Source organism: Alcaligenes sp. PF14, from assembly GCF_037150615.1.
Lineage (GTDB): Bacteria > Pseudomonadota > Gammaproteobacteria > Burkholderiales > Burkholderiaceae_B > Alcaligenes > Alcaligenes phenolicus.
This window is the reverse complement of sequence record NZ_JBAGRS010000004.1, coordinates 423,425-443,744: the sequence shown is the minus strand read 5'-3', so window position 1 is coordinate 443,744 and position 20,320 is coordinate 423,425. Positions and strand designations below refer to the sequence as shown.

General features: G+C 58.0%; 19 protein-coding genes. 10 read left to right on the top strand and 9 right to left on the bottom strand.

Annotated elements, in window-relative coordinates:
* Positions 1-2,716, top strand: a 2,716-nt coding sequence (locus WFM49_RS11495; protein ID WP_336973296.1) for an autotransporter outer membrane beta-barrel domain-containing protein, incomplete at its 5' end; no start/stop codon positions are given.
* Between the two features lie 34 nt (positions 2,717-2,750).
* On the opposite strand, the gene mobA is transcribed toward WFM49_RS11495, so the two are convergent.
* From mobA to WFM49_RS11480, 3 genes are all read right to left on the bottom strand, one after another.
* Positions 2,751-3,350, bottom strand: coding sequence for a molybdenum cofactor guanylyltransferase MobA (gene mobA, locus WFM49_RS11490; protein ID WP_336973294.1), 600 nt, complete (start codon positions 3,348-3,350; stop codon positions 2,751-2,753).
* Entirely contained in the window at positions 3,347-4,450 is a 1,104-nt protein-coding gene (gene moaA, locus WFM49_RS11485; RefSeq protein WP_371477811.1) for a GTP 3',8-cyclase MoaA, read from the bottom strand. The genes mobA and moaA overlap by 4 nt, the downstream gene beginning before the upstream one ends.
* Positions 4,451-4,660: 210 nt before the next feature.
* The gene (locus tag WFM49_RS11480) at positions 4,661-5,767 is read right to left on the bottom strand and encodes a substrate-binding domain-containing protein (protein ID WP_022983231.1); all 1,107 of its coding nucleotides are present in this window, start codon (positions 5,765-5,767) and stop codon (positions 4,661-4,663) included.
* 200 nt (positions 5,768-5,967) lie between these two features.
* On the opposite strand from WFM49_RS11480, the gene WFM49_RS11475 reads away from it, so the two are divergent.
* From WFM49_RS11475 to WFM49_RS11455, 5 genes are read left to right on the top strand one after another with little or no spacing between them, the layout of a single operon-like run.
* Positions 5,968-6,474: a formate dehydrogenase subunit gamma gene (locus WFM49_RS11475; protein WP_009463883.1), complete on the top strand. Its 507-nt coding sequence runs from the start codon at positions 5,968-5,970 to the stop codon at positions 6,472-6,474.
* Complete coding sequence (locus WFM49_RS11470) at positions 6,471-8,039, top strand: formate dehydrogenase beta subunit (RefSeq protein ID WP_336973288.1); 1,569 nt, start codon at positions 6,471-6,473, stop codon at positions 8,037-8,039. Before WFM49_RS11475 ends, WFM49_RS11470 begins: the two co-directional genes overlap by 4 nt.
* A 13-nt stretch (positions 8,040-8,052) precedes the next feature.
* On the top strand, positions 8,053-10,974 hold the full coding sequence (gene fdhF, locus WFM49_RS11465; protein ID WP_336973286.1) for a formate dehydrogenase subunit alpha: 2,922 nt from the start codon (positions 8,053-8,055) through the stop codon (positions 10,972-10,974).
* 32 nt (positions 10,975-11,006) lie between these two features.
* A complete protein-coding gene (gene fdhD, locus WFM49_RS11460; protein ID WP_022983232.1) occupies positions 11,007-11,873 on the top strand; it encodes a formate dehydrogenase accessory sulfurtransferase FdhD in 867 nt (288 codons plus the stop codon).
* Positions 11,870-12,121: a formate dehydrogenase subunit delta gene (locus tag WFM49_RS11455; RefSeq protein ID WP_009463888.1), complete on the top strand. Its 252-nt coding sequence runs from the start codon at positions 11,870-11,872 to the stop codon at positions 12,119-12,121. Before fdhD ends, WFM49_RS11455 begins: the two co-directional genes overlap by 4 nt.
* Positions 12,122-12,182: 61 nt before the next feature.
* Here the strand turns inward: WFM49_RS11455 and WFM49_RS11450 are convergent, their stop codons facing one another.
* Complete coding sequence (locus WFM49_RS11450) at positions 12,183-12,644, bottom strand: universal stress protein (RefSeq protein WP_009463889.1); 462 nt, start codon at positions 12,642-12,644, stop codon at positions 12,183-12,185.
* A gap of 87 nt (positions 12,645-12,731) precedes the next feature.
* Entirely contained in the window at positions 12,732-13,073 is a 342-nt protein-coding gene (locus WFM49_RS11445; RefSeq protein ID WP_009463890.1) for a TIGR01244 family sulfur transferase, read from the bottom strand.
* A 50-nt stretch (positions 13,074-13,123) separates the two neighbouring features.
* Here WFM49_RS11445 and WFM49_RS11440 point away from each other — a divergent pair, with 50 nt between their 5' ends.
* Entirely contained in the window at positions 13,124-13,720 is a 597-nt protein-coding gene (locus tag WFM49_RS11440; RefSeq protein ID WP_022983233.1) for a GNAT family N-acetyltransferase, read from the top strand.
* Positions 13,721-13,729: 9 nt separating this feature from the next.
* On the opposite strand, the gene WFM49_RS11435 is transcribed toward WFM49_RS11440, so the two are convergent.
* Positions 13,730-14,488 (bottom strand): ChbG/HpnK family deacetylase, encoded by a 759-nt coding sequence (locus tag WFM49_RS11435; protein ID WP_022983234.1) that lies wholly within the window; start codon positions 14,486-14,488, stop codon positions 13,730-13,732.
* Positions 14,489-14,548: 60 nt separating this feature from the next.
* On the opposite strand from WFM49_RS11435, the gene WFM49_RS11430 reads away from it, so the two are divergent.
* On the top strand, positions 14,549-14,926 hold the full coding sequence (locus tag WFM49_RS11430; protein ID WP_022983235.1) for a GtrA family protein: 378 nt from the start codon (positions 14,549-14,551) through the stop codon (positions 14,924-14,926).
* Here the strand turns inward: WFM49_RS11430 and WFM49_RS11425 are convergent.
* Complete coding sequence (locus tag WFM49_RS11425) at positions 14,865-16,535, bottom strand: ArnT family glycosyltransferase (protein WP_336973279.1); 1,671 nt, start codon at positions 16,533-16,535, stop codon at positions 14,865-14,867. The genes WFM49_RS11430 and WFM49_RS11425 overlap by 62 nt on opposite strands.
* A gap of 142 nt (positions 16,536-16,677) precedes the next feature.
* Positions 16,678-17,697: a glycosyltransferase family 2 protein gene (locus WFM49_RS11420; protein ID WP_009463894.1), complete on the bottom strand. Its 1,020-nt coding sequence runs from the start codon at positions 17,695-17,697 to the stop codon at positions 16,678-16,680.
* A gap of 343 nt (positions 17,698-18,040) precedes the next feature.
* Here WFM49_RS11420 and WFM49_RS11415 point away from each other — a divergent pair, with 343 nt between their 5' ends.
* Both WFM49_RS11415 and WFM49_RS11410 read left to right on the top strand, forming a co-directional pair.
* On the top strand, positions 18,041-18,445 hold the full coding sequence (locus WFM49_RS11415) for a group III truncated hemoglobin (protein WP_009463895.1): 405 nt from the start codon (positions 18,041-18,043) through the stop codon (positions 18,443-18,445).
* A gap of 2 nt (positions 18,446-18,447) precedes the next feature.
* Positions 18,448-18,900, top strand: a complete 453-nt coding sequence (locus tag WFM49_RS11410) for an RrF2 family transcriptional regulator (protein ID WP_009463896.1) — start codon at positions 18,448-18,450, stop codon at positions 18,898-18,900.
* A gap of 84 nt (positions 18,901-18,984) precedes the next feature.
* On the opposite strand, the gene serA is transcribed toward WFM49_RS11410, so the two are convergent.
* Positions 18,985-20,193, bottom strand: a complete 1,209-nt coding sequence (serA, locus tag WFM49_RS11405; protein WP_022983236.1) for a phosphoglycerate dehydrogenase — start codon at positions 20,191-20,193, stop codon at positions 18,985-18,987.
* Between the last annotated feature and the right edge of the window lie 127 nt (positions 20,194-20,320).

Here is a 20,320-nt window from a genome sequence, read left to right as displayed (position 1 = left end):
AGGCACGCTGGCAGTCCTGGGTAAGCTTGGGGGTTCGGCCAGCGTCAAGAACGCCACGCTGCAGTTTGGTGACGGCGTAAGCGGAGCCGCCAGCCACCTGGTGGGTAACCTGAATATTGAGGGTGCAGACAGCGCCTTGTCCGTGCAAGGACCCGCCACCCTCCGCGTGGACGGCACCGTCAATTTGCACGACAACACGGTATTGGACATTGCCGCTGGTCCCAACAGCCCTGCACTGCAGGCTGAGCGCGTGATTCTGGGGGACCAGGTTGCCTTCGCACTGGGTGGCATCAGTCACGCAGGCCAACTGGACAAAGTACTGCTAAGCACACGGGACGGCATACAAGGCGACTTCGCCTCGTATCAGGTGGGTGGCTTCAATGGCACGGTGGACTATCTCAACCTGAACACACACAAGTCCGCTGACCAGACTCAACTACTGGCCAGCTATGGCCTGAGCTGGACCGCCAACAACAATCTGGCCCACGGCACCTTCACCTTGAGCGATGCCAGTAACCGTTTCGTCGTCGGCACGGACTTGACGGACCAGACCCCCAACAGCACCACGGGCTGGAATGGCAACAGCTTGCACAAGGCAGGCGCGGGCACCCTGGTGCTGAGCGGTCAAAACAGCTACACCGGCGGCACCACCTTGGCCGGTGGCCGCCTGGAAGTGTCCCAGGACGCGAACCTAGGCGCCGCCAGCGGTGAGTTACGTTTTCAGGGCGGCACTCTGGTCGCCACAGACTCCTTCAGTACTGCTCGTGATATCGCCCTGCTGGACGATGGACGCGTACAAGTCGCCGCAGACACAACACTGACCCTGGCGGGTGCCATCGTCGGTCATGCGGACCTGGTCAAATCCGGTGCGGGATCGCTGCGTTTAAGCAATGAAGCCAATGCCTATCGAAACAGCCGCATTGAAGAAGGAAGCTTGATTGCTCAGGCCGCCACCCTTCCCGGCAACGTGGATAACAAGGGCACCTTGATTTTCGACCAAGCCAGCGACGACACCTATGCCGGCGGTATTTCCGGGACAGGCTCCCTGATCAAAGACGGGGCTGGCACCCTGAACCTGACGGGAGACAGCTCTGCGTTCAAAGGCACCACCACTATTACAGCAGGCAAGTTGGTCTTGAACGGCCACTTGGGCGGCTCCACCACCATTGGGGCCGGCAGCATGCTGGCTGGCAGTGGCGTGGTCGGCTCGGGTGCAGGCAGCAACATCACCGTCACTCAGGGCGGGGTCCTCTCACCGGGAAACTCCATCGGCACCTTGACCATTGACGGCAACTTGAACATCGAGCCAGGCGCCCGTCTGCTCGTCGAGGCCGACCCAGGCAGTACCGCCGCCGACCGAATTCAAGTCACAGGCAAGACAAGCCTGAGCGGCGGCTCGGTCGCCCACATTGGCGCCAACGGCAGCTACGATTTACGCTCCAGCTACACCATTCTGACCTCCGAGGGCGGATTGTCCGGCGAGTTTGGTGACGTCACTTCCGACTTCGCCTTCCTGAACCCCTCCCTGTCGTACGACTACCAGAACGGTCGTGTCGCCCTGGTGCTGGAACGCAATGACCAGGCAATGACCTCCGCTGCACGGACACGTAATCAACAGGCCAGCGCCAAGGCCATAGAAAGCATTGGCATACAGGACAGACATGCTGTCTATGATGCTGTCGCCCAACTACCCAATGACATCGCGTTGCTGCGCGACAGCTTTGACAGTCTGTCGGGCGAATTGCACGCGTCAAGCAAAACCGTATTGCAAGAGGACAGCCGCCAGATTCGTGATGCAGTCAATGAGCGCCTGCGTTCAGCCAGCCGTGCTGTTGCGGCACAAGCCGCCCCTGTACGCAATGATCAGGGGCAGTTGTCAGCCGCCGATTCCAGCGGGACACACAGCTGGATTCAAGGCATGGGTAGCTGGCGCAACATTGACGCCACCGACAATACCGCCCACGTAAGCAGTTCCAGCAGTGGCTTTTTGATGGGTGTAGACACCAATGTGTCTGACTCGACACGTCTGGGTCTGCTTGCAGGCTATAGCCGTAGCGACATCAAGCTACGAGATCGCTCCTCCAGCGCAAGCAGCGACAACTACCATCTGGGTGCGTACGGGGGAACTCAGTGGGGTGCGCTGGGACTGCGCGGTGGTCTGGCCTACAGCTGGCATGATCTGTCCACAAGCCGCTCGGTATCCGTACCTAGGCTGTCAAGCACGCTGAAGGCGGACTACAGCAGCCAGAGCGCCCAGGCGTTTGCCGAGTTGGGCTATCGCATAGAGGCTGAGGCTGTGACGCTTGAGCCCTTTGCTCAAGTGGCTTACGTGCACCAGAAAAGCAACAGCTTCACGGAAACAGGCGGGCCAGCCGCTCTGCACGCCGAGCGTCAAAGCAGCAACACGACATTCATGACCTTGGGGACCCGTGCCATGACGGAGTTTGAACTGGGTCGCACCCAAGTTAGTGCCCACGGCTCCGTGGCCTGGCGGCACGCCATGGGTACGGTCAAACCCAGCGCGACCCATGCTTTCTCGGCAGGTTCAGCGTTCACCGTCGTCGGCGCCCCGATTGCCAAAGATAGCGCCATGCTGGAAGCCGGCCTGGAGTTCAAGATCAACCCTCAGTCGGCAATCGGACTGGCGTATCAAGGCCAGTTGGCTCGCTCCGCCCAGGACCACAGTGTGCAGGCTCGCCTCAACATCCGTTTCTAAGCGAATCGCTTGAGCACGAGCAAGCAGGGCTGGTTTACCAGCCCTGCGCTGTTTCCAGGTCCTGCGGAGTATTGATATTGAAGAAAGCATGTTCAGGCGCATCGCGGAAATCCACTTCCACCGCACCTATGCTCTCCAGCCAGCTCATGACACGGCGCTCGCCGCTAAGCAGATAGTCTTTCAGGCCCGCAGCCTGATCGGTGCGCAGTAACAGGCATAAAGGGTGGCTACGCTCTGCCTGCGCGTAGGCAGCCACAGCGCCCTGCTCCTCAACGGCCTTGATCAAACGCTTGCCCAGATCCACTGGCACAAAAGGCAAATCCACCGGGCAGGACAAGGCCCACGGCGTACTGATCTGATCCAGCACGCTGGCCAAACCGGCCAGCGGACCCAGATAGCCCTCCAGCTCCAAGACATCAGGAACCACACGTCCCCAATGGACATACTGCTCGGGATTGCGATTGGCACTGATCAGGATAGTCCCCACCTGCGGACGCAGGCGACGTACCAGATGCTGCACCAAAGGCTGGCCCTGCAAGAGCAGCAAGCCTTTATCGATCTGGCCCGACAAATCAAAACGGCGGGCTCGTCCGCCCGCCAGCACAATACCGCTGATGTCCTGTGTGCTTATCATCCGCCGATATAACTCATTTCGATACGGTCACGACTCGTGGTTTGCTCACCCCGAATCTCGGAATATCGGTCCTGCCGTCCCGTCCAGACGCCGTGCATATAGGCGGCTAACTGTTCGTCGGACGCACCCGAGCGCAATTGCGCCCGCACATCATAACCCTGGGAAGCAAACAGGCACAGAAACAGGCGTCCTTCGGGAGAAAGACGCATGCGCGAACAGTCTCCACAGAAGGGTTGAGTGACGCTGGTGATCACGCCAACTTCGCCCGTCCCATCCTTGAAACGCCAGCGGCTGGCGACTTCGCCACGGTATTGGGCGGCCACTGACTCCAACTCGAAACGGGACTGGATACGTTCCACAATCTCCGCACCGCTGAGCACTTCTTGCAGATTCCAGCCATTGCTGGTGCCCACGTCCATATATTCAATAAAACGCAGAATCTGGCCCGAGCCTTTGAAGTGCTCCACCATGGGCAAGATCTGATCATCGTTCAGCCCTTTGCGCACCACCATATTGACCTTTACCGGGCTCAAACCCACGGCCTGTGCCTTGGCAATGCCATCCAGTACGGTGGAGACTGACACGCCGCTATCACTCAATTGAGTAAAACGGGCATCGTCCAAGGCGTCCAAGCTGACGGTGACACGATTCAGCCCCGCGTCTTTCAAGGCCTGAGCCTTGCGACCCAGCAAGGTGCCATTGGTGGTCAAAGTCAGCTCCACCGCATCACCTTCCGGTGTACGCAGCTTGGCCAACATGGCAATCAGCACTTCAATATTTCGACGCAATAGCGGTTCGCCACCCGTCAGGCGCAGCTTGCGCACGCCCAGAGCAACGGCCTGCCGTGCTACGCGCTCAATCTCTTCAAAACTGAGCAGGGAAGAATGAGGCAGGAACTCGTAGTCCGTGCCAAAGACTTCCCGCGGCATACAGTAGGTACAGCGGAAATTGCACTTGTCAGTCAGGGAAATGCGCAGGTCACGAAATGGGCGGTGACGCTTGTCCAAAGGTTGCCCTGACACAGCGGCAATCCGCACGGTCGGGCGGCGTGCAAGCTCTGCAGCACCCGCTTGCGCCCCCTGCTCGATGCCGGACGGCATAACTCCCGCTCCAGCAGGCTGCGGGTCACTCGGCTCCAAGGGCCGGGCCTCGGAACCTGGGGGAGCTGCTTCTTGATGTGGCCTGTACTGAACCTGGTCTACAGACACCGGTTCACGTTTTGGCCCATGCTCATCGCTCATGGTGTTCTCTTTTTCAAGGACAGGGTTCGTCCCCGTCTCATGGTGTGTGTTTTCGTCATGCAATGGGGTCTAACGCCAGAGCATGTCGGCAGCCTGCCCGAATGCCTGTTCCAGCGTCATGATCTGTCCCAAACCCCGTGGGTCGTAACCCACCAGACCTTCCATGAATTGACTATACGCGGAACCGCCAATCACGTTCATCAGTTCCTGCATAGGAGCCTTATCCAGCGCTTCTTGCTCAACCGCAATGAAATAACGCTCCTGGGCCAAGGGAATGAACTCCAGCCCGCATCGGCTGGCCGCTGTTTCCACACCCAGGCCGGTATCGGCCATGCCACTGGCAACGTGAGCCGCCACCGCCATATGTGTCAATTCTGTTGTTTCAAAGCCCAGCACCGCATTCGTGTTTACCCCTAACTGCCCCAGCAGCAAGGTCGCCAGAAAGCGGGTACTGGACCCCATCTGACGGTTCACAAAGCGCACATCGGGCCGCAACAAGTCGGCCATGCCGGTGATGTTCTTGGGGTTGCCCTTCTCCACAAACAAGCCAGTCCGGCGAGTGGAAAGGAAAATCAGCCTGTGACGCGCCGGGGACAGCCACTGCCCATAACGGCGCATGGCAGCCACCTCGAACTCACCCACCGGAACCTGGAAACCGGCCAGATCGCAATCCCCGCGCTCCAGCGAAGCCAGCGCTTCAATGGCTGTGCGGTAGCGCAGCTCCAGCGGCAGACCATCGTGCTCATTGGCAAAGCGCATCAGGCCTTCAATCGCAAATCCGTGACTGGCCTGAAAGCGCAAACGGTCCAGAGGCTGCGCATACAAGCGGCCCAGCTCCTCTTCCAGCTCGGAAGCCATGCTCTCCAGGGTTGGCGTCAGACGCGCATCCAGTCGCCGATTCGCCCACAGCAAACGCTGGGCGAACTCGGTCAGCTTGGTACCTTTGCGCCGGGAGGTTTCCAGCAAGGCCGCATCAAACTGTTTTTCGGCATTACGCAACAAGCCCCAGGCATGTCTGTAGGAAAACTGGCATTCCTTGCTGGCTCCCGCCAAGTGCCCCAGTCGCTCGATGGCACCCAACAAACGCAACACATCCCCCATGGGAAGGTCCACGCCGTCTGCATTTTCCAGAATCCATTCAGAGCGCAGCCGGGCTTTGAATTTCTGTTTGGTCATGTGTTTTTAAGACCAGTGTGTTTTCGTATTTATGTTTTGTGCTGCATGTACCAAACATTATATATGCGAAATATTGCTTATTGAAGTTATGGACTTAAGTGGTTAGATTACAAGGGAAAACACTGTCAAATAATATGCACCGCTGTGCATAAAAAATATGGAGGCGCAGGCACCCTATTCGGGCACCGCGCACACAGGACATGCAAACAACCCCTCATCACCAGGAGCAGGACCTGTCAGGTCTGGCTCCTGAAGAGGTCGCCTTGCAGGCCGTGCAGGAGCACGCCGGCCAGAAAGGTAACCTGTTGCCTATTTTGCACGCGATTCAGGACCGGATTGCCTGTATTCCCGAGTCCGTGGTGCCGGTGCTGGCCGAACAGCTGGCTCTGTCCCGTGCGGAAATCCATGGCGTTATCTCTTTTTACGCCCATTTCCGCACCCAGCCCCACGCGACTCATACCCTGGAAATCTGCCGGGCTGAAGCCTGTCAGGCGCGGGGCGGACTGGAGCTGACGGCTCATGCCCGTCGCCGCCTGAACTGCGACTTCCATGAAAACAGCGACGACGGCCAGTACACGCTGGAGCCTGTCTACTGTCTGGGCCTCTGTGCTCAGTCCCCCGCCGTCATGCTCGATGGCGTACCCCATGCACGCGTCACCCCCGAAAAACTGGATGCCCTGCTAAGCAGCCAGGAGGCCCAGTCATGAGCACCATTACCGTTTACGTTCCGCGCGACACCGCAGCGGTCGCCATGGGCGCCCATGAGATTGCCCAGCAACTGGCGGCCCAGGCTCAGGAGCGCGGTCTGGATGTGCAGATTGTGCGCAATGGCTCGCGTGGTTTGCTATGGCTGGAGCCCATGGTGGAAGTGCAAACAGCTGAAGGCCGCGTCGCTTACGGCCCTGTCCAGACTGAAGATCTGCCCGGTCTGTTCGACGCTGGTTTTCTGCAAGGCGGTGCACATAAGTTGTGCCACGGTCTGACGGACGCCATCCCTTACCTGAAGAATCAGGAACGCCTGACTTTTGCCCGTGTGGGGATTATTGATCCGGTCAGCGTGGCCGATTACCAATCCTGTGGTGGCTTCGAAGGTTTGCGCAAGGCGCTGAGCATGGAACCGGCCGCCATTGTGAAAGAAGTGACCGACTCCGGCCTGCGTGGCCGTGGCGGTGCGGCTTTCCCGACCGGCATCAAATGGAACACGGTACTCAACACCCCAGCACAGCAGAAATACATTGTCTGTAATGCCGACGAAGGCGACTCGGGCACCTTCTCTGACCGCATGCTGATGGAAGGCGATCCACTGTGCCTGGTTGAAGGCATGGCAATTGCCGGGCTGGCTGTAGGTGCGACCTATGGCTACATCTACGTGCGTTCCGAATACCCGCTGGCTGTACAAGCGTTGAACGAAGCCATTGTGGCGGCGCGCGCCGCAGGCTGGCTGGGCAAGAGCATTCAAGGCAGCGGCTACGAGTTCGATCTGGAAGTACGCAAAGCAGCCGGCGCCTACATCTGTGGCGAAGAAACCGCCCTGCTCGACAGTCTGGAAGGCAAGCGCGGCATGGTGCGTGTGAAACCGCCTCTGCCCGCCATCAAAGGCCTGTTTGGTCAGCCTACAGTCATCAATAACGTGGTGTCCCTGGCTTCCGTGCCGGTGATTCTGGCCAAGGGCGGTGCTTACTACCAGAACTACGGCATGGGTCGCTCGCGTGGCACACTGGCATTCCAGTTGACCGGCAATCTGCAAAACGGCGGCCTGGTAGAAAAAGCCTTTGGCGTCACCCTGCGCGAATTGCTGTACGACTACGGTGGCGGTAGCGCCAGCGGTCGTCCCTTGCGTGCAGTGCAAGTCGGTGGCCCCTTGGGCGCCTATCTGCCCGAGCACCATTGGGATGTCCCGCTGGACTATGAGGCCTACATGAAGATCAATGCCATGGTCGGTCACGGCGGTCTGGTGGCCTTTGACGACACAGTAGACATGGCCCACATGGCGCAGTACGCCATGGAATTCTGTGCCATCGAATCCTGTGGCAAATGCACACCCTGTCGCATCGGCTCTACGCGTGGCGTAGAGACCATCCAGAAGATCCGTCGCCGCGAAGACATGGACAACCATGTCGAGCTGTTGCGCGACCTGTGCGACACCATGTTCTCCGGGTCCTTGTGCGCCTTGGGCGGCATGACCCCTTATCCCGTCCTGTCCGCGCTGGAACACTTCCCCCAGGATTTTGGACTGGCCCCGCAAACCGAGCAGGACCTGGCCAAGGTCTAAGACGGAGATCACCATGAAAGAAACAGTCGCCGTACGCGAACGTGACCTGGGCACCCCAGCCTCGCCCCAGACCGAGATGGTCAACCTGACCATCGATGGCAAATTGATTGAAGTGCCCGTCGGCACTTCCGTGATGCACGCAGCCGCCTTGGCCGGCATCAATATTCCCAAGCTGTGCGCCACCGATTCGCTGGAGGCCTTTGGCTCCTGCCGTCTGTGCCTGGTGGACATTGAAGGCCGTCGCGGCCACCCTGCTTCCTGCACCACCCTGGTGGAAGAAGGCATGGTCGTCCAAACCGAAAACGACACCCTGCACAAGCTGCGCCGCAACGTGATGGAGCTGTACATCTCCGATCACCCGCTGGACTGCCTGACCTGTCCTGCCAACGGCAATTGCGAACTGCAAGACATGGCCGGTGTGGTGGGCCTGCGCAGCGTGCGCTATGGCTTTGATGGTGCCAACCACCTGGACGATACTACCGATAATTCCAACCCTTACTTTGCCTACGACTCCAGCAAATGCATTGTCTGCAATCGCTGCGTGCGCGCCTGTGAGGAAGTTCAGGGCACCTTTGCACTAACCATCGACAAGCGTGGTTTTGAATCGCGCGTCACCGCCGGTCAGAACGATGGCTTCCTGGGCAGCGATTGCGTGTCCTGTGGCGCTTGCGTTCAAGCCTGCCCGACCTCTTCCCTGATGGAGAAATCCGTCATCGATCTGGGGCAACCCGAGCACGCCGTCATCACTACTTGCGCCTATTGCGGTGTAGGTTGCGGCTTCAAGGCCGAAATGAAGGGCGACAAGGTCATTCGCATGACACCCTGGAAAGACGGCAAGGCCAACCGTGGCCACGCCTGCGTGAAAGGTCGTTTCGCCTGGGGTTACGCCACGCACCAGGACCGTATCCTGAGTCCCATGATACGCAAGAGCATTACGGACCCCTGGCAGGAAGTGTCGTGGGACGAGGCCATCAATTACGCCGCCTCCGAGTTCCGTCGCATTCAGGATCAGCACGGTCGTGACGCTGTGGGCGGTATCACTTCCTCGCGTTGCACCAACGAAGAAACCTATCTGGTGCAAAAACTGGTTCGTGCCGCCTTTGGTACCAATAACGTGGACACCTGCGCCCGCGTGTGTCACTCCCCGACCGGCTACGGCCTGAAGATGACCCTGGGTGAGTCCGCCGGTACGCAAACCTTTGACTCGGTGATGCACACCGACGTGGTGATCGTGATGGGTGCCAACCCCAGCGCCGCTCACCCCGTGTTTGCATCGCGCCTGAAACGTCGCCTGCGCCAAGGTGCCCGCCTGATCGTGATCGACCCGCGCCAGACCGAACTGGTCAGCTCGCCGCACATCCAGGCCGACTACCACCTGCCCCTGCGTCCAGGCACCAACACCGCCATACTGACCGCCATGGCCCACGTTATCGTCACTGAAAAACTGGTGAACGAGGCCTATGTGGCCGAGCGCTGCGATACCGCTGCCTTCAATGAATGGCGTAGCTTTGTCAGCCAGCCCCAGAACTCGCCAGAAGCCATGGCCGAGATCTGCGGTGTATCCGCCGACGACATCCGTGGCGCAGCCCGTCTGTACGCTACCGGCGGCAACGGTTCGATTTACTACGGTCTGGGTGTGACAGAACACAGCCAGGGCTCCACCACCGTAATGGCCATTGCCAACCTGGCCATGGCCACCGGCAACGTAGGCCGCGAAGGTGTGGGTGTGAACCCGCTGCGTGGTCAGAACAACGTGCAAGGCTCCTGCGATATGGGCTCTTTCCCGCACGAGTTCCCCGGCTACCGTCACGTCTCCGACACCAGCGTACGTCAGCAGTTTGAACAGGCCTGGGGCGTGTCCCTGCAATCTGAACCCGGTCTGCGCATTCCCAATATGTTTGATGCCGCCTTGAGTGGCAGCTTCAAGGGACTGTACTGCCAGGGTGAAGACATTGTTCAGTCCGACCCGAACACCCAACACGTAGCTGCTGCCATGGCCGCCATGGAGTGTGTGGTGGTGCAGGATCTGTTCCTGAACGAAACCGCCAAGTACGCCCATGTGTTCCTGCCCGGTTCGTCCTTCCTGGAAAAAGACGGCACCTTCACCAACGCCGAGCGCCGCATTTCGCGCGTACGCAAAGTGATGGAGCCCAAGGCGGGCATGGCCGACTGGGAAGTCACCTGCGCCCTGGCCCGTGCTTTGGGCTACCCCATGAACTACGAGCATCCCGGCCAGATCATGGACGAGATCGCCCGTCTGACACCGACCTTTGCTGGCGTGTCTTACGATCGCATCCAGGAACTGGGTGGCAGCGTGCAATGGCCTTGCAACGAACAGGCACCTGAAGGCACCCCCACCATGCACATCGACGAGTTCGTGCGTGGCAAGGGCCGCTTCATGCTGACTCAGTACGTACCCACCGAAGAGCGCAGCAGCCGCAAGTTCCCCTTGCTGCTGACCACCGGCCGTATCCTGTCGCAATACAACGTGGGCGCACAAACCCGCCGTACCGACAACGTGGCCTGGCATGCAGAGGACTTGCTGGAAATTCACCCGGTGGATGCCGAAGATCGCGGCATTCGCAGTGGCGACAAAGTCTCGGTCAAGAGCCGTGCGGGAGAGACCGCCCTGCGCGCGACGGTGACCGAACGAGTGCAGCCAGGGGTGGTCTATACTACTTTCCACTTTCCCGAGTCGGGCGCCAACGTGGTCACCACCAACAACTCGGACTGGGCAACCAACTGCCCCGAGTACAAGGTGACGGCCGTGCAAATTCAGCGCGTGACCTCCGAGTCGGCCTGGCAAAATCGCTGGAACCGTTTCCACGATATTCAGCAGCGTCTCCTGCAAGGCGAGACCGTCCCGGCCGAGGATTTGGCCCAGGCGGATCACAGCCATTCGCATGAGCATGCCGAGGCCGTCGCGAAAGTATGATGCGTCCCAACAGGCCCTAAGGAGTTGCCCACGTGAGCCAGGCAGATTTTCGTGATGCTAGCGCCCCTGCCACCGTATGGCGGCAGGCGCGTACCCCAGCTGAAACACAAGCTGACACCCTGCCCCAAGAGGATCAGGATGCGCTGGCGCGCGAACAAGCCGTGGCTCTGGAGTTCAATGGCATCAGCCATAGTGCCTTGTTGTGCAGCCCCAGTGATCTGGAAGATCTGGCCTACGGATTCTCCATGACCGAGGGCATTATTCGTACCGCTGACGATATACGCGGCGTGGATGTGCTGGAAGGCGAGCGCGGCAGCCTGCTGCAAATCGAGATTGCCAGTGCCTGCCAGCATCAACTCAAGGCGCGTCGCCGTCAGCTGGCTGGCCGTACAGGCTGTGGCCTGTGTGGTCTGGAAAGTCTGGACGAGGTACGCCGACAGCTACCCCGTCTGGACGCTCCCGAGCACCGCCCCGATGCTGCCGCCATCTTCCAGGCCCTGGATGCCTTGCGCTCCAGCCAACCCTTGCATCGTCTGACGGGCGCTACCCATGCGGCGGCCTGGTGCAATCTGCAAGGTGATATCCTGGCCGTGCGCGAGGATGTAGGTCGCCATAATGCGCTGGACAAGCTGCTGGGCCACATGCTGCGCAACGATATTGATCCCCGCTCTGGCATGGTGCTGATCTCCAGCCGTGCCAGCTTCGAGATGGTCCAGAAGGCCGCTGCCATGGGCATCAACTTTGTGGTGGCCGTATCCGCCCCCACCGCCTATGCCGTGCAGATTGCCGATGAACTGGGTGTCATGCTGGCCGCCTTTGCCCGTGACCGCAGCTTCACGCTGTACAGCCATCCCCACTATCTGAATTCTGCCGAGTCACGCTCGGCCACATCACCATGAACATTGTTCCTTTGATTCCCATGGCCAACCAGATCGGTCAGTTCTTTGAAATCCTGAGCAATCGGGAGCAAGGACTGCGCGAGATTGCGGAACATATCCAGAAATTCTGGGACCCGCGCATGCGCCGCTCCCTGCTGGATTTTGTAGAACAAAATCCCAGCGGTAAAAGCGAAGATGGCGAGCTGCTGCCTATTGTTTTGCAGGCAGTCGTGACCCATAAACAGCAGCTGGAGCCACGCAGCCAATAAGACGTGCCGCAGACACAGAAAAGCCCGCCTGAGCGGGCTTTTTCTTTGGGCTGAAAAGCGATTAATCGCTTTCTTTGACGCGGTACACCAGCACGGTGTTCTTGGCCATATTCAGCACCTTGATGGTCACGCTACCCAGCAACAGGCGGGAAAGACCACTGCGGCCGTGGCTACCGATAAAGATCAGGTCGCAGCCTTCCTGCTCAGCGACCTGCACAATCCCATCGGCCACATTGAAATTCGATACGGATCTACCAGTGGCCTTGACGCCAGCGGTCTCGGCACGGTCCAGAATCTGCTGCAAGTACTTCTGCGACTGTTCCTTGGCAGTCTTGTCGTAGTCCTCGTCGGTGATGGCGTAGGCAGCAGCCATACCATCAAAACCAACGGTGGCAGCAAATGGCTGCGTCACGTGCAAAGCCAGAACCTCGGCACCAATTTGGCGGGCAAAGGTCACGCCTTTGTTGGCTGCTTGGGAGGAGAGCTCGGAACCGTCAGTTGGAATCAGAATTTTCTTGAACATGGCATAACCCCTTTGAATGGAGACAGATAGCTTACAGCTGCATACCGACACAGGACAAGCTAGTACAGACCTGAACCTTGAGCCAGGTCAGGATTCGTTCAATGCGCGGAACAATACGGCACAGCGAGTACCCGTGCGGCAGTAGGCCAAAGTCGGGCCTGGCAAGGCTTCAAGCAATTGACCAAAACGAGCAACATCAGCAGAAGTAATAGCGCTACCCACTACTGGCTGATATTCCACCTGCAAGCCTGCCGCCTGGGCGGCCTTCATCACGTCTGCCGACAAGGGCTGGTCGGGACCGCCTTCCATATCGGGACGGTTGATGATGACACTTTTAAAACCGGCATCGGCCACGGCTTGCATGTCCTCTCCCGATAATTGAGGGGCGACGGCCAATTGCTCGGTCAAAAACTGGTGCGGGAAGGACATAGAAACTCCTGAAATCGGGATAAACTAAATCAGTTCAAAGGAAAAATAGTATGTTCCCCCCCGATAGTACGCAAGTCCCTTTCTCTGCCTCCCTGCCGCAAGGCAATCACGCCAGTGCCTTGCTGATACGTCAGGCCACGTTGGACGATATGGCAGCGGTGCAAAACATCTATGCTTATCACGTACTGCACAGCACGGCGACCTTTGAACAACGCCCACCGGACGAACAGGAAATGCGTGCCCGCTTCACGCAAGTGCGCGAGCAGAATTTGCCCTGGCTGGTCGCAGAGCTGGACGGGCAGATCGTGGGCTATGCCTACGCAGGAACATATCGCTCCCGCCCGGCCTATCGCTTCACGATAGAAGACTCCATCTATCTGGCTCAAGGTCAGATTGGCAAAGGTCTGGGCAAAGCCTTGCTGGAACAATTGCTGCTGGAGTGTGAGAAAGGCCCGTGGCGGCAAATGGTGGCCATCATCTCCGGCCATGACAGCCGGGGCTCGATTGCCCTGCACCGTTCGCTGGGCTTTGCCCATGTAGGTACTCAGCCAGCCGTGGGCTATAAGTTCCAGCAGTGGATTGATGTGGTCATCATGCAGCGCAGTCTGGGTGACGGCAGCCAAAGCCAGCCAGCCCAGACGCCCTGATCTTCCTTCTCAGGCAATGCGCAGGCTGTATTGATCCAGCCATTGCTGCATCTCATCGCCAGCCAGCACCTCGTACTCTGCCTGACGTTGCAAGCCCACAGGATCGTCCTGCACGCTGCTCAAGGAGGGATGGCACATCATGCTGTCCCCGTGCTGCATCACCGCCAGCCAGGCTTTGACCAAGGCGCTGTAACGCTCCTTGCCACCCTGAAAGTCGTACACGCCGGTGAAGCCGGTATTCAAGGTGACGCCTTTGGCTCTGGCCAAGCGCAGCAAATCCTTGGAACCCAGCCCGGCAATAATCTGCGCCTTGAATCTGTCTTTAAACGCGAAACTCGTAGCCAGACGCTGGGCGCCGGTATAACGCAGCCAAGGCATGGAAGCGGCATAACGGCGCTCCATTTCTGCCAGCAAGGCCTCGCGTATCATGGGTAGCTGATGCACGTGCTGATGCCCGTCGATATAGTCCGGGCCCTGCCCCATCACCTTCTCAAAACGATCCAGCTGGCGAGCCACGCTATCCTTGACCTTCTGGGCATCCAGACGATGCAGCAGGCTGCGGATAATCACCTGCTTGAGCGGCATGGCATACACGCCCGCTTGGGAAGCAAACTCGGTAAAATTCAGGTGCAAACCTTTTTGCAGCGTGCTCTGGCGCAGTGCTGGTGCATTTTGCACAAAGCTGTCCCCATCGACCAGGCAGGATGTTCCTGTCAGGCGCCGGGCCTGGGCCAATTTCAGTATGGCCTCGTCCACGGCGGGGGCCATGCCAAAATCATCCGCACATATACTGATCTGCCTGTCCTTGGCCACTGCTCGCTCCGCTTTATGTCTCGTCAAATCATTCTGTTCATACTGGTCGGCACTTTGGCCGCCTTCACGCACTGGGGCATTGTAATCGCCCTGGTGCAAACGCTGAGCCTGTCTCCGCTGCTGGCCAATCTTTTTGGCTGGCTGATTGCGTTCCTGGTGTCCTTTGGTGGCCACTACTGGCTGACATTCCGCTCCCAGAATGCCCGCTTTCTGCCGGCTCTGACACGTTTTTTTCTGGTGTCTGCCGCTGGCTTCGCCGTCAACGAAGCCAGCTATGCGTTTTTACTGAATCATTCCGGTCTGCGCTACGACTTGCTGCTGGGCCTGATTCTTATCGGTTTGGCTGTGCTGACGTTTCTGGCTGGGCGGCTTTGGGCGTTCCGCCGCACATAAGCTCGTACTCGTCGTGATCAAAGCGCCATAGAGCAATACGCTGATCTTCATACAGGCGCTGAGCATGGTTAAGCACCTGGCTTTGGCGCACGGCATCTGGCGAGCCGATCAACCAGACGACCGCCTTGCTGTCCCGACATAACTGCTGACGAAGGGTTGCCCGATCTATCAAGGTCAGCGCCCCACGTTGCGGCTCAAAGCGAGCTGCCTCCAGCAGCTCCTTGCGCCAACTATCGGTGCGCATGATTTCCGGATCATCCCAGCGTCCCATCACGCTGATGTTCTTCAGGCCCGGAACATAGAAGCCCAGGTCATAACGGTAATTATTCAGAAAGACGACACGGTCACCCTTTTGGTATTCACTGGCCAGTACACGGCCCAAGGCCTGACTGTTGACCTGTGGGCGCAGCATCATCGTCGCCACGGCAAACGCACAAATCGCAACACAAACACCCAGGCTCCATACCGCAAAGCGCTCTACCTTTGCTTCTCCATCCCGCTGACTGCGGCGAATCACCACATCCGCCAGAAAAAAAGCCCAAGGGCCAATCGCAGGCAGGACATAGCCCACCAGCTTGGACGCAGGAATGGAAAAGAAAACCAGCACAGTCAGCAATGCCGACAGCATCAAGCCTCGTACCGCGCCCAAACCGTCGGAAGCATTAGCAGAACCACGAAAGCGCTTGAACAAGAATGGCGTCCAACCCAAGGTGGCAACAGGCATCAGGGCAAAGTAGAACCAGAAAGGCTGAGGATTGTTAAAGCCGGCTTCCAGAAAACGCTGGAAGTGCTGATAGACGATGTAATAGTCAAAAAAACCGGGGTAGCGCGCCTGCATGGCCCACATCCAGGGCGTGGCAACCAGCAGCAAGACTCCCAGGCCTGTCACAGAAAACAGACGCAACAACGTACGCCAATGGCCTCGACCCAGCAGCCAGAACACCAAGACACCGCCGGGGATCAAAATCCCGATCAAGCCTTTTGCCAGAAAAGCCAGGCCTGCGGTGGCATACAGCCCCATCAAGGCCCAACGACAGGAGCGCCCCTGCTCCATCTGCAAGGCAGCATGACCACCCAAGAGCACACAGCTACTGATCAAGGCAGCAACCGTCATGTCCAGATTGGCGTAATGGGAAGCACCGAAAAGCAAGGGGCTGCTGACCAGAATCAAAGCCGTCCAGCCCGCATGTTGCTGGCTGGCATGACGCTTCAAGAACGCATGCATACCGGCAATCAACAAGGCCGCCATCAAGGCAGGTACCAGACGAGCAGCCACAAAATTCACCCCCAACACTTTCAGGCTCAGGGCAGTCAGCCAATAATGCAAGGGGGGTTTATGGAAAAACGGCAGGCCGTCCAGACGCGGCACCAGATAATCACCGGATTCCAGCATGGACAGGGCCACGCCGACATAACGCCCCTCATCCGGAATCAACAAGGGGTACGCCCCCAGGGTCAGCGCAAACCACAGCAGTGCCAGCAGCCCCACGGACACGCTAGAGAGCGTACCCAGGCGCTGGACGCCGCAACGTAAGCAATAGGCCGGTCCACGCGCTTGTCCAAGCGGTAGTGTTGCACCGGAAGAGGCAAAGGAATTATCGATACTCATCGCTCAAAGCCAAACCAATAGGGGTAGGCAGCTACTTGCGTAGCTGTCGAAGCGATTCAGAGTATCGATGTAGCGTTCAATTACAAATGAGAGCAGTTCGCCAATTAAACGATCCGGCCTGCCTTCAAAACCAGGCTTGCCTTCAGCCTTGCTGCGGGTCCTGATCGGGGGTCGCTAACTGCTTCTGGTCAGGTGCCGGTTCAGAGGCCTGAGCCAGTCCCTGCCCACGGCGACGATGCACCAGATACAAGGGCCGGTGCTTGACCTCGGCAAAGATGCTGGCGACATACTCGCCCACCACACCCAGCGAGAGCATATTCACCCCCGCGAAAAACAGTACCACCGTAATCAAGGTTGTCCAGCCCCGAACGGCATCCCCATACAACAAGTGCTTGAAGATAATGAACAAGCCGTAGCTGAAAGACAGCATGGCCAACACTGCACCTAACAGGCTTAACAAACGCAGTGGCCAGGTGGTGAATGCCGTCAAACCATCCACCGCAAAGCGCAATAGTTTAGTGGGACGGAATCGGCTGACACCATGCAAGCGTTCGGCAGGCGAGTAGTAAATGGGCTCGGACGGAAAACCCACCCAGGCAAACAAGCCTTTCATGAAGCGGCTGCGTTCGGGCAAGGCCATCAAGGCATCAACGACGCAGCGATCCATCAGGCGAAAATCGCCTGCATCACGCGGCACACGCAAACCGTTAGAGGTGCGCATCAGCTTGTAAAACAAACTGGTGCCCGCCCGCTTCATCCAGGTCTCGTCGTCACGGGTTTCCCGCACGGCATAGACCATTTCCAGGCCTGTAGACCAGCGCTCCAGCATAGCTTCGATCAAGGCAGGGGGATGCTGCAAATCCGCATCCATGCACACGACTACCTGCCCGCGGCTGGCCTCCAGCCCTGCCGTCAACGCTGCCTCTTTGCCAAAGTTGCGCGATAACTGCAAATAGACCAGTTGAGGGTAGGTTTGACGCAATTGCTCAATAACCAAAGGCGTTGCGTCTGTACTGCCATCGTCAACGAAAATGATTTCAAAGTCCGGAACCAGTTCGCGCAACTTTGCCACCAAAACCGGCAGCAATGCGGGCAGGTTTTCTGCTTCATTCAAACCAGGGATAACGCAAGAAAGCGTTTGGGCCTGTCGTTTTGTAATCATTATTCCTTGAGCACCGTGCTGTAACAAAACCAAGGTCTAGCCAACAAAAAGTAATCGTAGCCCGCCAGACCGCCTAGTGCAATTTACCTTCGGTGATACTTGTCTTTCTTAAAGAGCACCGTTCAAGACTTGTACAGCCCTTGCAAGCCGGCCAGACTGGCCAAACACCGCAAACGCAACATCCATACGCTGAAACGTGCAAGCAGTGTAGGAAAGCAAGCGTTGAATCAGCGTGAAATCCGGCGTGAACATGTTCCGTTCCCAAGCGTTTTCTTTCCGGCTTGACCCCGATGAGTCATATCAATAAGATAGATAAAATATATATCTTTAAATTCAAAATATTATGGCTCTCAACCCTTTGTGTACCCGCCAGGAAATTCATGACCTGGTCTGGGACTTTTACGATCGTATCCGCATGGACGATGTCCTTGGCCCCATTTTCTCCGAGCGCATCAAGGATTGGGATACGCATCTGGGCGTAATGGAAGAGTTCTGGTCATCTCTATTACTCAAGACCGATGGCTTCAATGGCAATCCCATGGCCAAGCATTTGTCGCTCAAGCATATTCAGGCCAGCCACTTTGAACAATGGCTACGCCTGTTCAAGGAAACCTGCCAGGAGCGTGAAAACCAGGCCATGGCCGCGCTGGCATTGGAATATGCCCAGCGCATCGCCCGCAGCTTCTGGTTTGGCTACCAGTTCCAGCACAACCCCACTCAAGTGGCCAGCGAGCTGCAACTGCCCTGATCATGCGTCTGACCAACCTTACCGACTACGCCCTGCGTCAATTGATGTATCTGGGTCAGAACGAAGACAGGCTCTGTACCATCGCGGAAATTGCCCAGTACCACCAGATTTCCCAAGCCCATCTGATGAAAGTCACCCACCTGCTCGCCAAGGGCGGATGGATTCAGACACAGCGCGGGAAAAACGGCGGAATGCGGCTGGCCCGTGCGCCGGAAGACATCAATCTGGGCGAGCTGGTGCGCTATACCGAAACCGATCTGGCGGTGGTGGAGTGCCTGGGCAGCGGCACCCACTGCATCCTGAGCGGTCGCTGCAACCTGAGCAACATCCTTAAACAGGCGCTGGTCCAGTTCCTGAGTTATCTGGATAACTACACCTTGCGCGACATTATTGTGCCCGGCAGCAGCCCGGAACAGACGATTGCCTGGCCCACCAAGTCCATGCACTCGGCCTGATAGCAGACGGACGGATAGCAGACGAGCAGACGGCCCCGGACTCAAAAGAATCCGGGGCCGTTTGTTTAGGGTCCGACTACCGCTTCAAGCCGGGAAAATCAGATCGCTCCGTACAGTACCAGGATGGGCACGCACAGCTTCCAGCAAACCCTGCTCGGGCACACGATCCAGGTCCGTCATGGCATAACCCAACTCGCCTTGCGTTTGCAGCTGCTGGCGGGTGATGTTGATACCGTGCTGGGCCAGAATATTGTTCAAGCTACCCATCGCGCCGGGAACGTTGCGATGAACATGCAGCAGACGCACAGCACCCTGGATGTCGTAGTAAGACACTTCGGGGAAGTTCACCGCGCCCTTGGTAGCGCCGCTACGCAAGTAGCTAACCAGTTTCTCGGCCACTTCACGGCCAATGTTTTCCTGGGATTCCTGAGTACTACCGCCAATATGCGGCGTCAGGATCACATTAGGCATACCGATCAAGGGGCTCTTCAACGGTTCGTCCACGCTTTTCGGTTCGGTTGGGAACACGTCCAGCGCAGCACCCGCCAGATGACCGCTGACCAAGGCTTGGTGCAAGGCATCAATATCCACCACCGTCCCGCGCGAAGCATTGATCAGAATGGAACCGGGTTTCATGGCCGCAATCGTCTCGGCATTCATGATGTTATGCGTGCCCTGCCCGCCTGGTACGTGCAAGGTGACCACATCGGACTCGGCCAGCATCTGCTTCAGGCTGCCATAGACACGGGCATTGCTCAGCGGCAGTTTGGATTCCACATCGTGGTAGAGCACGCGCATACCCAGCGCTTCGGCTAGAGTACCGACTTGGGAACCAATATTGCCGTAACCAATCACGCCCAAAGTCTTGCCACGGATCTCGAAAGCGCCATCGGCACTTTTGTCCCAGAAACCCTGGTGTACGCGCAGGTTCTTCTCGGGGATACGACGTAGCAACAAGATGGCCTCACCCAGCACCAGCTCGGCAACGGAGCGGGTATTGGAGAACGGCGCATTAAAGACCGGTACACCATGGTTCTGGGCTTGGTCCAGATCCACCTGGTTGGTACCAATACAAAAGCATCCCAGCACTTTGAGCTGGTCTGCGTGCTCCAGCACCCGGCTGTCAAACTGGGTACGGGAACGAATTCCGACAACTTCGGCGCCTTTGACAGCGTCCAGCAGCTCCTGACCCGACAAGGCTCCCTTGTAGGTCTGAATATCGGTCAAACCCGCAGCCTCAAAAACTTCACGGGCGCTAGGATGAATGTTCTCAAACAGGACAATGCGACTCATGATGGTTCCAGTCATTGAAATAGTATCTAAATGGTACTATTTTTTTAGCCCGCCTGATCGAGCATCAACAATAACAGCAGGGGATTCTTGTCTTGAACGCCAAGCAAGGCCATGAATCCACAGCCAA